We start from the raw sequence: 15,511 nt of genomic DNA, 5'->3' as shown, positions 1-15,511 counted from the left end.
CAAATGCTATCAAACTACTGGATAAAAGTAGTAATATTCAATGTGATTACAATTTTAAATTAACATTTTATCATGCTTGTGATTCTTGTCTCGTATATTAAATATCGGTATATTTTATACACATATCATAAGGTGTTTACAAAAACATTAATTCGGTAATATATTATTATATATCTAATCGATATCATTATAACATTTCTTCTTAGTATCTTTTATCATAAAATCACCTCACAACTGCAATAATGATTGACATTATTGGAGATAGTTAATTACTAAACAAAGAAATAGTACTTCAACTTATTGTTCGTATGAGCTATTTCTATTTGATTACCAATTAGTTAAATTTATATTTAGACCTCAAACGAGTATCTCATATATACTTATATTTTGTTATAGTTATAGCTATATTGTTGATTTTTAGGCAATAAGATTATGTAAATACTATAATGCAAAGTTCACACAAACAAGTACAATTCACTGATAGTAAAGATGTTATAAATGTATATNAGTTCTGCAAAGACTTTGCAAATTTCTTATATCGGAATGCAGACGCAAGAGGTGGCTATTAAACCGAATCTGAGAGTTGTACTTAAGTCTGATTCGCAGATGATTGACGAAGTAATGGTGGTTGCTTATGGTACCACAAAAAAATCATCATTCACTGGAGCAGCTTCTACTGTAAGCGGAGATAAAGTATTAAAAGATATTCCTGTAACTTCATTCGAGGAAGCATTAGCAGGATCAACTCCGGGACTTACGGTGAACTCAACAAGTGGTCAGCCGGGAGCTGGTTTACAAATTAGAGTTCGTGGTACGGGTTCAATGAATGCTTCTAATGATCCGTTGTATGTAATAGATGGAGTTCCTGTTGTTTCTGGTGATATTGCTGTGTCAGCTGTAAGTGGTGACTCTAAAGCATTTAATGTAATGGCTTCTATCAATCCGAGTGATATTGAAAATATTACTGTGTTAAAGGATGCTGCAGCAGCTTCTCTGTATGGTTCACGTGCGGCTAATGGAGTTATTTTGATTACTACCAAGCATGGTAAAGTGGGTAAAACAAGAATTAATTTCAAAGCGAATTGGGGGTTCTCTGATTGGGCAATGAAAAACAGAAAGAATGTGAATGGTCAGCAACGTCATGAGTTAACATACGAAGCATGTTATAATGAGGCTACTTTGTACGGTATACCCGATGAAAATGGAAACTATAACGGTCCGGCTTCGGATGAAGAGGCAAGAGCTTATGCTCAGGAATATGCTGACTTTTATGCAGATTCTAATTATAACGTAGATTGGGAAGATGCTTTTTTCCGGAAACATGGTTCCTCACAAAATTATGAATTCTCGGCACAAGGTGGAGACGAACGTAATTCATTCTTTGCCTCTTTGGCATACAAAAAAGAAGATGGAAAATCCAAAACTTCATCCATAGATGGATTTATCGGACGTGTAAATGCAACTCACAAATCGGCTGATAACAAATTGCAGATGGGAGCTAACATTTCTTTGTCTAAACAGAATTCTTCGGTAACAAGCGAAGGTACTGCTTATGCTAATCCTTTCTTCTTGCAGAGCTTCATTTGTACCCCTAATATGCCTATATATGATGAAAACGGGAATTATTATCTGCATCCGGTTTTACAGCAAGTCTTTCCGCATACACACCCTGTAGAAGATATTAATCTGGATAAAAATCAGTCGAAAGTATTCAGAAGCTTTAATAGTTTATGGGCATCTTATGAAATTATTGATGGACTAATTCTTAAAGAAACTGTAAGTTATGACTATGTTAATAATACATCCATCACTTATTGGCCGGTAAATTCTAATAATGGACAGCTGCTAAATGGACTTGGAGCAACTTATCCGTATCAGTATCATAATGTATATTCTTCAACTACATTGAATTACGCTAAAACATTCAAAGAGAAACACAATCTTGATGCACTTGTGGGTTGGGATGTAGATGATCGCAAAAAGGAAGCGGTTAGAGCAGCTTCTACCGGTTATCCTCATGATAAATTGCCTGAGTCTGTTAATGCTTCTACTCCGGCAGAAGGTATGGCTTATTATACAGAAGACCATTTATTGTCTTTATTATCACGTGTTAACTACGATTATGATAATAAGTATTACGTTTCGGCAAACTATCGTCGTGATGGAAGTTCCCGGTTGGGTGCCAACAATCGTTGGGCTAACTTCTGGTCTGTATCTGCAGCATGGAGATTAACACAGGAGAACTTTATGAAAGATCTGCATCAGATTAATGACTTGAAAGTACGTGCTTCCTATGGTATTAATGGAACATTACCCAATTCTCTGTATGAACATCTGAGTTTGTATGGTTATGGTTATAACTACCAGGATATTGCCGGTTCTGCTCCTGTATCTGTTCCCAATCCGGATTTGTCATGGGAAAAGAATAAAAACTTTAATATTGGTTTTGATGGTCGTTTTTTTGATCGGGTGAGTGTGAGTTTTGACTATTACTCACGTAAGACAACCGATTTGCTACAAGATGTACCTACTTCTATGGTCGTTGGATTTAAAACGATGTTGAAAAATGTGGGTGAAATGACCAATAAAGGTGTTGAGGTGGACATCAACGTAGATATCTTCAAAGATACATCTGTGAAATGGACTTCCGGGCTTGCTCTATCACACAACAGTAATAAAATCTCCAAGTTGTATGAAGGTAAAGATATTATTGATGGTACGAGTATATTGCGCGAAGGCGAATCTTATTATTCTTGGTGGAGTCGTGAATGGGCAGGTGTAGATCCGCAAACAGGTGAAGAATTGTGGGTGCTGAATACGAAAAATGCTGATGGTAGTTTGAACAAAGAATTGACTACGGATCCCGCTAAAGCTCAGCGTGTTATTATAGGCAAACCCGATCCGAAACTTACCGGTGGATGGAGAAATAGTTTCTCTTGGAATGGACTTGAATTGAATATGCTCTTTAATTTCTCACTCGGAGGAAAGGTATTTGATACGATGAGAACAAGTATTACTGATACAGATGGTTATGGAATTTTCTATAATTCTTCTATTGATCAGTTAGACAGATGGCAAAAGCCCGGTGATAAAACGGATGTTCCAAGACGTATCAACAACTATCAGTACGGTAATTACGGAAGTTCACGTTTTATGAAAGATCTTAATTATCTTCGTTTGAAGAGCTTGAGTCTCTCCTACACACTTCCTTCAAGATGGACCCGCAAAGCACAAATGGAAAATGTACGTTTGTTCGTGTCGGGAAGCAACTTGCTGACATGGACTTCTTATAAGAATGTCGATCCGGAACAACCGATCAATGGTATTCCGACATTTGCATTTCCTACTTTGAGAAGTGTGACATTCGGTATTGAAATTGGATTATAATTATTAATACAAAAAACGAAAATGATGAAAAAATTGAATATACAATCAATCTTTACGACGGTCATTGTAGCGACTTCCGTATGCCTCACTTCCTGTGATGGATACCTTACTACATTACCTTCTGATTCTTTGGTTAGTGATGGAGCCATTACTACTGCAGAGGATACAAAAACAGCTTTGAATGGAGCCTATGCAGGATTGATAAGCGTATCTGATAAAGATAACACCAGCTATTATTATTATGGAGTTGATTTTATAGCACGTGCAGAAGTCGGGGGAGATGATACGCAGACGAACAAAACAAGTGATCGTACAGAACAATACTATCGATACACGTATCGTCAGAATAATGCTCCCGATGATCTTTGGTTTCCTCCTTATGCAGTAATCAATCGTGTTAATGTATTATTGGAAGCAATAGATAAAGGAGAGGTTCCAATGTCTGATGTGGTTAAGAATTCAAAAGGCGAAGCCTTAGCTATCCGTGCATTGGCCCATTTCAACTTATTGATAACTTACGGAGCTCCTTATCTGAAAGATAATGGTGCTTCTTTGGGAGTTCCGGTTGTGAAGGAGGTATTAACTGCTGCAGAACTTCCTGCTCGTCAGACTGTAGCTCAAGGGTATGCAGCTGTATTAGAGGACTTAACAGATGCATTGAGCTTTATTGATGAGAACAAAAATTACGGTCACTTTAATAGATGGGCTGTAAAAGCATTGTTGGCTCGTGTCAATCTTTATAAAGGTGATTATGACGCTGCTTATGGCTATGCGAAAGACGTAGTGGAGAATGGACCTTATGAACTGATTAAAAATTCAGATTATGTAGATTCGTGGAAACTGGAAGAAACGAGTGAGTCTATTTTTGATTTGGCTTTATCTAGTACGACCTATGCAGGAGGCCGTGAACTTTGGGGAGCTGTGGTTGCTCCTTCTGAGTACGGAGCTGTTGTGGCGACTAAGGATTTTCTTGATTTGTTGAATGAGGATCCTAATGATGTGCGTTTAGGTTTATTGATTACGGATAAAAATGGTACAAAGCGTACTATTAATAAATATCCGGGACGTGCAGGTTCAGTAGCTGTTAATAATGTACGTGTCATTCGTTTATCTGATATCTATTTGATTGGTGCTGAAGCTGCATTGAAGAAAGCTGCTCCGGATCAGACATTGGCGGACGATTACTTATATAAGATTCAGAATCGTGCTAATTCTGCAACTGTAAAAACTACAGCGACATTGGATTTGATAATGAAAGAGCGTCGTAAAGAGTTGGTGTTGGAAGGACACCGTTTATATGATGTACTTCGCCAAGGTATAGAAATCACTCGTAAAGGTGGAAATCATTTCCTGAATGCAACTGACCTGGTGACAGTTAACTGGAATGATTATCGTACTATTATGCCGATACCACAAGCTGAAATAGATGCTAACACAAATATTCAGCAAAATCCGGAATATAATTAAGCTGGAATTTTAGCCATACATAATAGGGTGGCTATAATTATAAATAAAGTGTTTTGGGAGGTCGTTCTTGTGAAAGAATGACCTCTATTTTTCCTTATCTAATATAAAAGTATATAGGATTGATATTCTGCTTAAATAAATTAATGTATTACATTTGTGGCGTTACAAACCACTCTCAAAATAAGGTGCTTATGAAACGTAATCTATTTTGGCTCTTTTTATTCACTTGCTCTTTATCATGGGCAGACAATGTGCCTGTGTCAAAAGCAGAACAACTGGCTCGTAACTTCTTTGGAATTCACGAAACTACCCGGGCAGGTGATAGTATGCAATTGGAGTATATCTGGGATGGTGAGGATGTACAAACACGTGTAACGACCTCATCACCAGCCTTTCATGTTTTTAATCGTACACCGGAAGGAGGTTTTATCATTATTGCGGGTGATGATGTAGCATCTCCTGTACTGGCTTATAGTGATACCGGAGAATTTGAAGTAGAAAATATGCCTTCCAATCTGCAGGGGTGGATGCAATATTACCGTGAACAGATTAACTGGGCCAGAGAACAGCATATAACTCCATCTGAATCGGTTATGAAGCTTTGGGAACAATTGCAACGCGGGGCTTTAGCTGATGATGCAGAAAAAGAAGTTTTATTGAAAACAGCTCTTTGGAATCAGAATGCTCCTTATAATAATTTATGTCCCAAAATATCCGGAAGTTCTACTCCTACAGGTTGTGTTGCAACTGCACTGGCTATTGTAATGAAATACAATCGTTGGCCGGATCAGGGAAGCGGCGGGACATGTACTTATACTCCTTCTATATATGGAAGTCAGTTATCTGTAACCTATAATGTTCCATATCAGTGGGATAAAATGTCTCATGTATATGAGATAGGAAAGTATGTAGGAACGCAAGCTGATGCTGTAGCAACATTGATGTATCACTGTGGGGTGTTGTCGCAGATGGAATATGCGCCAAATGGAAGTGGAGCCTTTACTTTGATAGCAGCCAGGGGGATGATAGAGTATATGAAATATGATAAAAGTATGGCTGTATTACAACGGGAGTGGTATACGGATGATGAGTGGGACGCTTTATTGAAACAAGAGTTGGACGAGGGACGGCTTGTGATCTATGGCGGCAGTAATTCCAAAAGAGAAGGACATCAGTTCGTTTTTGATGGTTACAAGGCTAATAGATATCATGTTAACTGGGGATGGGGCGGCATGGCCAATGGATATTATTTGTTATCTACTTTGGAGCCCGATCAGCAGGGCATAGGAGGTAATTCAGGAGGAGGATTTTCGATAGGGCAAGATGCTGTAGTCGGTATCAAGAAAGCCGAATCCGGTTCCGGTTATCGTGATTTGCTATATTTTTTTGATGGAACAACAAGTTCCGGAGAAGCTTTTGCCGGGTTGACAACTACAGAGACTGATTTTCGTCTTAACACTTCGTTTAAGGTGAAAGCCGGATTTATAACGAATGCGGGGCTTCGTGACTTTTCCGGAATCGTAGCTTTGGCTTTGGTAGATAAACAGGGAAAGGTGAAACAACTTATATCGGATTCTAAAAATATTGACCTGAGTGCGATGAATGCAGCAGGGCAAATATCAGGTAGTGGAGTTGTTTTTTCTTGTAAAATCACTGAGACACTTGTTGGAGGCGACCGGATCAGGATGGTGTACAGAGCCGGAGATAATCAGAATGATTTTGAGTGGGAAAGCGTAAAAGGAGGAAGCGAAGTCTCTACGGAGATTCTTGTCAAAGAAGATCTGACAGGAATAAATCATGTTGAACAAGATAATATAGTACCCGTTACAGTTATATATAGGGACGATCGAATCATAGTGAAATCCTCTGTCGCAATGACCAGACTGATGATTTATGATATGCAAGGACATTTGTTGGAGGAGGCAGAATGCCATGGAAATATGGAATTTAGCCTGTCTTGTAAAGAGTATATTCCGGGTATATATATTTTGAGAACCGTTACTACAGAAGGAGTTGGTAGTAATAAATTTGTAATAAAGTGATTGTTTTGAGAGTGTACTTCTGATTATACAGAACCGGCAAGTTTGAGATAAATGGCATTCTCTCTTGCCGGTTTTGCTTTTTATTACTATTTTTGTTTAAAATCGTGAAACCAGTTGTATGAAACAAAGCTTTTATTTATTAGGATGTATGTGTATTGTGTTGTTGGCAGGTGCTTGCCGTACTCCGGGTATTCAACCACAAAAAAATCAGAATATGGATAGCCAGATAATAGTTACAACTACTTCTCCTAAAGGTGGAGCGATCTCTGTAAGTTCTCCTCCTGTGTATATTTATAAAACGAGGGAGGACTACTCACACCTGGTTCCGGTTATCATGAATGATGCCCGTACCACTATTGTTTCTTATCCGCACCCGCGTGACCTTCGTATTGGTGACAAACTGTGTTTGCCTACACTGCTGGAAAAAGGCTATTGGTTGGACAATAGGGGGATTGGCCGGAATGTTGTCTTTCTTTCCTATACGTACGAGGAGTATAGTCAATTGGGTAGTGCACCCTCTATGGAGGAATTGATGGCACATATTCATGATAAATATCCTTTAACCGAATGGCATGAATGTGGACGCCGGGCAGATTATAAAAACATTGTTTCTGAATTAAATAAACTTATAGAACAAGGCTTTCTGCAAAAATAACTATATATTTGCGCACATTATTATAGATAAGAATAAAGAATGAAAGAATTTGTAATCTCCGAAGCTCAGGTCGAAACAGCGGTACTCGTAGGACTCATCACGCAGACGCAGGATGAACGTAAGACGAAAGAATACCTTGACGAACTGGAATTCCTTGCCGAGACGGCTGGGGCGGAAGTTGTGAAAAAGTTTACCCAGAAGTTGCCGACAGCCAATTCTGTAACTTATGTGGGAAAAGGAAAACTGGAAGAGATAAAGGAATATATCCTAAACGAAGAAGAAAACGAACGGGAAGTAGGAATGGTCATTTTTGATGATGAACTTTCTGCCAAACAGATACGTAATATTGAAGCAGAGCTGAAGATTAAGATATTAGATCGTACTTCGCTCATTCTCGATATATTCGCTATGCGTGCTCAGACTGCCAATGCTAAAACACAGGTGGAACTGGCGCAGTATAAATACATGTTGCCTCGTTTGCAACGTTTGTGGACTCACCTTGAACGCCAGGGTGGTGGCTCTGGTTCGGGTAGTGGTAAAGGAGGTTCGGTAGGACTTCGTGGCCCGGGTGAAACGCAGCTTGAAATGGACCGTCGTATTATCCTCAATCGTATGTCACTGCTCAAGGAGCGGCTGGCTGAGATTGACAAACAGAAATCTACACAGCGTAAGAACCGTGGACGTATGATTCGTGTGGCTCTTGTTGGATATACCAATGTAGGAAAGTCAACGATCATGAATCTTTTGGCAAAGAGTGAAGTGTTTGCGGAGAATAAACTTTTCGCTACGCTTGATACCACAGTGCGTAAGGTGATTATAGAAAATCTGCCTTTTTTGTTGTCCGATACTGTAGGATTTATTCGTAAGTTGCCCACAGACCTCGTAGACTCTTTCAAATCTACTCTTGACGAGGTGCGTGAAGCCGACCTGTTGCTACATGTTGTAGATATTTCCCATCCTGGCTTTGAAGAACAGATTGAAGTAGTGAACAAAACACTGGCTGATATCGGTGGTGCCGGAAAACCAATGATATTGATTTTTAATAAAATAGACGCTTATACTTATATAGAGAAAGCGGTTGACGACCTTACCCCCAAAACAAAGGAAAACTTAACACTCGAAGAACTGATGAAGACGTGGATGGCTAAAGTGGAGGATAATTGCCTCTTTATTTCCGCCCGCGAACGAATCAACATAGAAGAACTGAAGAGTGTTGTTTATAAACGCGTAAAAGAACTACACGTACAGAAGTATCCCTATAATGATTTTCTTTATCAGACTTACGAGGAAGAAGAGGAAGAATAATTATTCAATGTGCCAATATGCTAATGTGCCAATTGGTTGTACTATGCCACCGAGAGGCATTGGCAGATTGGTATATTAGAAAATTGGCAAATTATTTTATTTATGGGAAAAGATTACAGAAGATTGACTGAAGACGAAGTGCTTCAGTTGAAGAGCCAGTCGTGTCTGGCTGATGATTGGGGGAAAATCTCTGTGGCCAAGGACTTTACTACCGAGTATGTGCACCATACCCGCTTCTCAGGCGAGGTAAAACTCGGAGTTTTCCAGTCGGAATTTACTCTGCCGGGTGGGATTAAGAAGCATTCCGGGCTACGGCATGTCACCTTGCACAACGTAACAGTAGGAGATAACTGCTGTATTGAAAACATTCAGAACTACATTGCGAACTATGAAATCGGAGACGATGCATTTATTGAGAATGTTGATATTATTCTTGTAGATGGTCGTACCACTTTTGGTAATGGAGTAGAAGTTGCCGTATTGAATGAAACCGGTGGACGGGAAGTACTGATCAATGACAAACTTTCGGCACATCAGGCCTATATTCTGGCTCTGTACCGTCATCGCCCGGAACTTATCAGTCGTATGAAGGAAATTACCGATTATTATTCCAATAAGCATGCTTCTACTGTCGGAACAATCGGAAATCGGGTCATGATACTCAATACCGGTTCTATTAAAAATGTGCGGATAGGAGATTGCTGTCATATATGCGGGACTTGTCGTTTGTCAAATGGCAGTATTAATAGTAATGCAATTGCTCCGGTGCACATCGGGCATGGAGTCATTTGTGACGATTTCATTGTTTCTTCCGGTTCGCATATTGATGACGGAACGATGTTGACCCGTTGTTTTATAGGACAAGCTTGTAGACTGGGACATAATTATTCGGCTTCGGACTCTTTGTTTTTCAGTAATTGTCAGGGAGAAAACGGTGAAGCATGTGCTATTTTTGCCGGACCTTATACGGTGACACATCATAAATCAACTTTACTGATTGCCGGTATGTTTTCATTCATGAATGCTGGTTCAGGCTCTAATCAAAGTAATCATATGTACAAATTAGGTCCTATCCATCAGGGAACAATGGAACGGGGCGCGAAAACAACTTCTGATTCTTATATTCTCTGGCCGGCGCGTGTAGGAGCTTTCTCTTTGGTAATGGGGCGTCACGTGAATCATGCGGATACATCTAATCTGCCGTTCTCTTATCTGATAGAACAACAGAATACCACTTTCCTTGTCCCTGGAGTTAATTTGCGTAGTGTAGGAACCATTCGTGACGCTCAGAAATGGCCGAAGCGTGATAAACGAAAGGATCCGAACAAGCTGGATTATATTAACTATAATCTATTGAGTCCTTATACCATTCAGAAGATGTTTGCAGGACGTACTATTCTGAAAGATTTGAAGCGTGTATCGGGTGAAACTTCGGAGACATACTCTTACCAAAGTGCTAAAATAAAGAATTCTTCGCTTAACAGTGGTATTCGTTTTTATGAGATAGCTATTCATAAATTTTTGGGTAACTCTATTATTAAACGCCTCGAAGGTATTAACTTCCAAAGCAATGAAGATATTCGTGAACGCTTGAAACCGGATACTGAAATAGGTACGGGCGAATGGGTGGATATTTCCGGATTAATTGCTCCGAAGAGTGAGATAGAGAAACTGATGTGTGGCATTGAGAGTGGAGAAATCAATCGTCTGAAAGAAATCAATGCCTGTTTCTCTGAGATGCATAATAATTACTATACCTACGAGTGGACGTGGGCGTATGGTAAGATACAGGAGTTTTACGGACTCGATCCCGAAACGATTACTGCTAAAGATATTATTGATATTGTACGTTCCTGGAAAGAAGCTGTTATCGGGCTGGATCGTATGGTCTATAGTGATGCACGCAAGGAGTTTTCCCTGTCTTCAATGACTGGCTTTGGTGCCGATGGCTCTGATGATGAAATGAAACTTGACTTTGAACAGGTGCGTGGTGATTTTGAGAGTAATCCGTTTGTAACCGCTGTATTGCAACATATTGATGATAAGAATGCTTTGGGCGATGAATTGATAAATCGTATCGGGCAGTTGGGGTAAAAGACGAAAATAGGATATCTATCACCACAGAGTATTCTGTGATGATAGATATTGAAAGATACTTATTTTTGAAGATTTTCTTCTCTGTATTTGGTAGGTGTGCAACCTACCATTTTTTTAAAGAATGTACTGAAATAACGTTGACTGCTAAATCCTACCGCTTCTGATATTTCAAGCATATTGCAATTTGTTTCGCGTAACATTTGTATTGCTTTTTCTATGCGGAAGTTATTGATGCAATCATTGATACCCATATAGTTCAGAGCTTTTAGTCTGTTATAAAGTGTGGTTCGCGCCATTCCCATTCTTTCAGCAATGAAGTCTACATCTAAATCTGGATTGTTTAGATTTTCTATAATAATACCATTTAATTTGAATAAAAATTGTTCATCTGCATTGCTTGGTTCTTTTCCTTCTATTGATATGCCATTGGAGTGATTACGATAGTGCTTTTGCAGTATTTTTCTGTTTTTTAATAGGTTATGTACTATTACAACTAACTCTTCTACCTCAAATGGTTTTGTCAGATAAATATCGGCACCCGATTTGTATCCGAAAGCTGTACTTTCGATATCCGTTCGGGCAGTGAGTAGAATAACAGGAATGAAACATGTACTTTCTGTTCTTTTGATTTGCTGACAAAGTTCTAATCCGTCTCCTCCTTGCATCATGATATCACTCACAATGATATCAGGCAATTTCTGTGTGGCAATCTTAAATGCATCTTTTCCATTGTTAGCTGTATATGTGTTCTGGAAATATTCTTTCATGGCCTCTTTGAGGAAATTACATAGCTCTATATTATCTTCTACTATTAGTATAGAGTAATTCTTTGCGTCGAACGGTTCTTCTTCCTTGTTCGTTTCTTGCTTTTCTCTCTCGGGAAAGCGTAGTATATCGTTGAGTGATATGTTTATAGATTGTTCTAAGGCTTTCTCACTTTCTCTTTCCGGTAGTTCGAAATAGAAAGTTGCTCCCGCTTTTTCGTTGTTATATGCATTAATTTTACCTCCTTGTAATTCTACTAAGACTTTTACATAAGATAATCCGATACCACTTCCTTCTTTAGATTTCTTTCCTTGATAGAAACGTACAAAAAGATGTTTCATATCTTCTTCATCCAGTCCGATACCTTCATCGGTTACCGAAATACATATATATCCTTTTTCTTTTCGCGTTGTTAAGACGACTGTACTTCCTTCCGGAGTAAATTTCAAAGCATTCACCAGTAGATTGGATACGATCATTTCGCACTTGTTTGTATCAAATGTCCAATCAGTAATCAGGCTATCCAGATTGTATATCAGTTGTACTCCTTTATTGGTGAATTCGTCTGTAAAGCTATCGGCAATGTCTTTCAGCCATTTGTTGAAAGGGACAGTAGAAAGATGTAATACATTTTGTCCCATTTCTATACGGCGTACATCTAATACCATTTCTATTAGATTTTTCATTCTTCGAACTTGTTTACATATGCTTTCCAGCTGTTCTTTCAATTTGTTGTCGGTTATTATGTCTTTACTTAACACGCGTTTGAGTGGAGCATATATAAGCATAAGAGGAGTCCGTAACTCATGACTCATATTGATGAGGAAACGTATTTTTTCCTCATTCATATTCTGTTTATGTTCTTTTAGTTTCCATTGCAATTTTCGTTCTTTTTTACGGTTGTAATAAATAACATAACAAATGCAGATAGCTATAAAAAAGACAATTAATAACAGTTTAAGATAGGGACTTTGCCACCAGGGGGTAGGGATCTTTAAGCTGAGTATCGGCGTCGTTGTTGTCCAGCTACCATTTCGGTTGCTACATGAAACAGACACTTCATAATGGCCGGGAGGGAGCGAATAAAGTGCCAACGAAGGTGCATACGATTCAATATCACGTGCCAGACCTGAAATGTGAAACCTGTATATTCTCCGTCGAAATACATCTTCTTCGTTCCTTATTAATTTTATGATAAGTGATGTATAGTGATAGGGTATAGTCAGTTCGCCTGTTTCCGAAACCTGATTTGTAATGATTGCTCCGTTCAGTTCCACATCCATTAGTTTTATGGTAGGGGTGTTACTGTCTTTAAACGGATAGCCTTTGCAGATACGTAACAAACCGTTCGCTCCACATAGATAAATATCTCCCGACTGGGATATCGGGCTATTGGTGTACATGTATTCATTGGCTAAAGCACCATCGTTTTCATCAAAAATAGTGAATCGCTTCTCTGATATTGAATAAGCAAACAGCATGTTGCGAGCACCTACCCATATTCTTCCTGTAGGGTCGTAAATGGCTGTTCTTGCTTCACTGAATAAAGAAGTCTCTATCTTGTCGACCGATTTATTTTTCTGGTTGTATTTCATTAGTCCCCGATTGGTTGCCATCCAAAAATCCCCTTGAGGATCGTTGCATACCCCATTGATGGTGACGTTTACATTGGTATAATAAATTGGGAATAAAGTTTGAGTCCGATTGTCCACTCTGAAAATATTCTTGACTCCGCATAGATAAGCTACCGAGTCGGTTGAGGCAATCACTTTCAGATTACTGATAGGAGTATCTGTATCTTTTCTTATGCCCTCCATCTGGAGAGGAATAAGCTGGGCTGTTTTTAGGTTATAGATATATACCTGTTCTGCCAGTATGTAGTATTTGTCCGGAGAAAATTGATGTATGTTGATGCCTATTCCTGTAGAATTGATTTGCTCTCTAAGATTTTGGTCCATAAAGTTACATGGACGGCAAACTCCTGTCATTTTATTGAAAAAATAAAGCCCTTTTCCGAAAAAAGAAACAACTAACTCTTGCTGGCTATATCCTGCTATCGATACTACTTTCTCTTTGCTGCAGGCAGGATAATGCATGAATGTGTTTTCTGTCTGATTCAAGCGGTTAATGCCACCGCCGTCCGTTCCTACATACATGAAATTATCCTCTTCATACAAGCATAAAGCAGTTTTATTGCTTAGTCCATAAATATTGTTTAATGGTGCATCCTGAAAAGTGTGCATATATACTTCACGGATGTTTAGAAGTCCACTTCGGATAGTACCTGCCCATAAATTCTGTGAATGATCCACATATAGACTCTTTATAGAATTTGCTGGAAGTGAGTTACTGTTTCCAGTCTGGTATTCAATTGTACGGAAAGTGTTGGTGGCAAGATGAAAACGTGCAATTCCACCTCCATCAGTAGCTATCCACAACTCATCTTTATAAGTAAGCATATCTAATATGATATCGTTGCACAACTCCGAATTTCGTGTTGAATAGCGGCCGATTTCATGACCATTTACGTCATAACATACAATTCCTTTGCCATAGGGCGATAACCATAGATTTTTGTGTTCATCCAGAAAATAGGAACTGATATGTTGTTCCTGGCATGGGGCAAAAGGAGTTAGTTGGTGACTGTCTGCATGATATAGATAGACCCCTTTCCATTGTGTTCCTACTATGTATATGTTTTCTTTCCAGGGTTTGATATATGTAAAATAGTCACTGATAGCTTTTCCCTTATTAACAACAGGGAGGCTGTGCAACTGCTGATCGGCATAACTATATATCCAAAGGCCTGTTCCGGCAAATAGAACTCCAGTATCTAACAAACAGGCGGCTTTTGCCTGTACCGGAGCATTGTTATAATATAATAGAGTGAAATTATCTTCTCCCCGGTTATATAGCGATAGTCCTTCTTGGGTTCCTATCCATAGGTTGAGTTGGGAGTCTTCTTTGAGAAAGCAGATATCATTGTCTGGTAGAGATTTGAGAGAATACGAATCGTAAAAGTAATTTTTAAGTTCGTATTGATCGAAACGGTTTAGGCCCATTCGGGTTCCTATCCAGATTATTCCTTTGTAATCTTTGAGTATACAATTGACTGTTGTCTGTGAAAGACCTTCTTTCAAAGATAATTGTTTAAAATAATAGTCAGGGAAAGCGTATGAAGGAGAAACGGTGCATTGTATTAGTAGAATACATCCGACGAACCGGCATAAGCTGGTTAGTACATTTATATAGTTTCTCATAATAGGTTTTTCAAATTTGTCTGGACAAAATTAAAACAAATGTAACAGATAAACAAAAAGTGCAAGATAATAATGAGTTTTTAATTACAAGATAATGTTGTTGTATTGTTATTAATATTGTTAACTCATATCTTTAACTCTATATTTGAAGCATGCCAAAGTATATACTATTAGCGTTCTCCATCAATTTAGTTGAAAGCGTAATCCTAATGAACTGATGTTGGTGTATTGAATGTACTATCCTGATGAAATTAATAAAGGTTTTGAGAAATGCAGTTATCCTGTCTTTTTGTTTCGATATGATTGATTTTTATGACACCTTTATTCTAATTATTGCTGTAACTGGAGAATAAACTGCATAATAATATAAATTATTATGCACATTCTGTCGTATAATCTTTCTTTGTTTGGATAGCTATGCACATTCAGCCGGAATGTTATCCTAATTTCCCCGGTATGATAAGTTCGGTTTCTCTACCATTATCTTTGCCATGGAAAACATAGTTCTTTATGAACGTTAATAAGAATAAATT

The 15,511-nt window shown here is 38.5% G+C and carries 7 protein-coding genes; 6 read left to right on the top strand and 1 reads right to left on the bottom strand.

Annotation, left to right across the window (positions count from 1 at the left end; all coding sequences use genetic code 11):
* Window positions 1-498 precede the first annotated feature (498 nt).
* The 6 genes from HCG69_RS20335 to HCG69_RS20310 all read left to right on the top strand — a co-directional run bounded on the left by HCG69_RS20335 (window position 499) and on the right by HCG69_RS20310 (window position 10,950).
* Window positions 499-3,387, top strand: a complete 2,889-nt coding sequence (locus HCG69_RS20335; RefSeq protein WP_221651542.1) for a TonB-dependent receptor — start codon at window positions 499-501, stop codon at window positions 3,385-3,387.
* 21 nt (window positions 3,388-3,408) lie between these two features.
* The gene (locus HCG69_RS20330) at window positions 3,409-4,854 is read left to right on the top strand and encodes a RagB/SusD family nutrient uptake outer membrane protein (RefSeq protein ID WP_007483987.1); all 1,446 of its coding nucleotides are present in this window, start codon (window positions 3,409-3,411) and stop codon (window positions 4,852-4,854) included.
* Window positions 4,855-5,045: 191 nt separating this feature from the next.
* On the top strand, window positions 5,046-6,896 hold the full coding sequence (locus HCG69_RS20325) for a thiol protease/hemagglutinin PrtT (protein WP_044166140.1): 1,851 nt from the start codon (window positions 5,046-5,048) through the stop codon (window positions 6,894-6,896).
* A gap of 118 nt (window positions 6,897-7,014) precedes the next feature.
* The gene (locus HCG69_RS20320) at window positions 7,015-7,551 is read left to right on the top strand and encodes a hypothetical protein (RefSeq protein WP_007483989.1); all 537 of its coding nucleotides are present in this window, start codon (window positions 7,015-7,017) and stop codon (window positions 7,549-7,551) included.
* Between the two features lie 39 nt (window positions 7,552-7,590).
* Entirely contained in the window at window positions 7,591-8,856 is a 1,266-nt protein-coding gene (gene hflX / locus HCG69_RS20315; RefSeq protein WP_007483990.1) for a GTPase HflX, read from the top strand.
* A gap of 102 nt (window positions 8,857-8,958) precedes the next feature.
* Window positions 8,959-10,950 (top strand): DUF4954 family protein, encoded by a 1,992-nt coding sequence (locus HCG69_RS20310; protein WP_221651541.1) that lies wholly within the window; start codon window positions 8,959-8,961, stop codon window positions 10,948-10,950.
* 62 nt (window positions 10,951-11,012) lie between these two features.
* Here the strand turns inward: HCG69_RS20310 and HCG69_RS20305 are convergent, their stop codons facing one another.
* Entirely contained in the window at window positions 11,013-14,978 is a 3,966-nt protein-coding gene (locus HCG69_RS20305; RefSeq protein ID WP_221651540.1) for an ATP-binding protein, read from the bottom strand.
* Window positions 14,979-15,511: the final 533 nt, after the last annotated feature.

Origin of the sequence: Bacteroides sp. K03 (genome assembly GCF_019734355.1) — a bacterium.
Lineage (GTDB): Bacteria > Bacteroidota > Bacteroidia > Bacteroidales > Bacteroidaceae > Bacteroides > Bacteroides nordii.
This window is presented reverse-complemented; position numbering and strand designations above follow the sequence as displayed.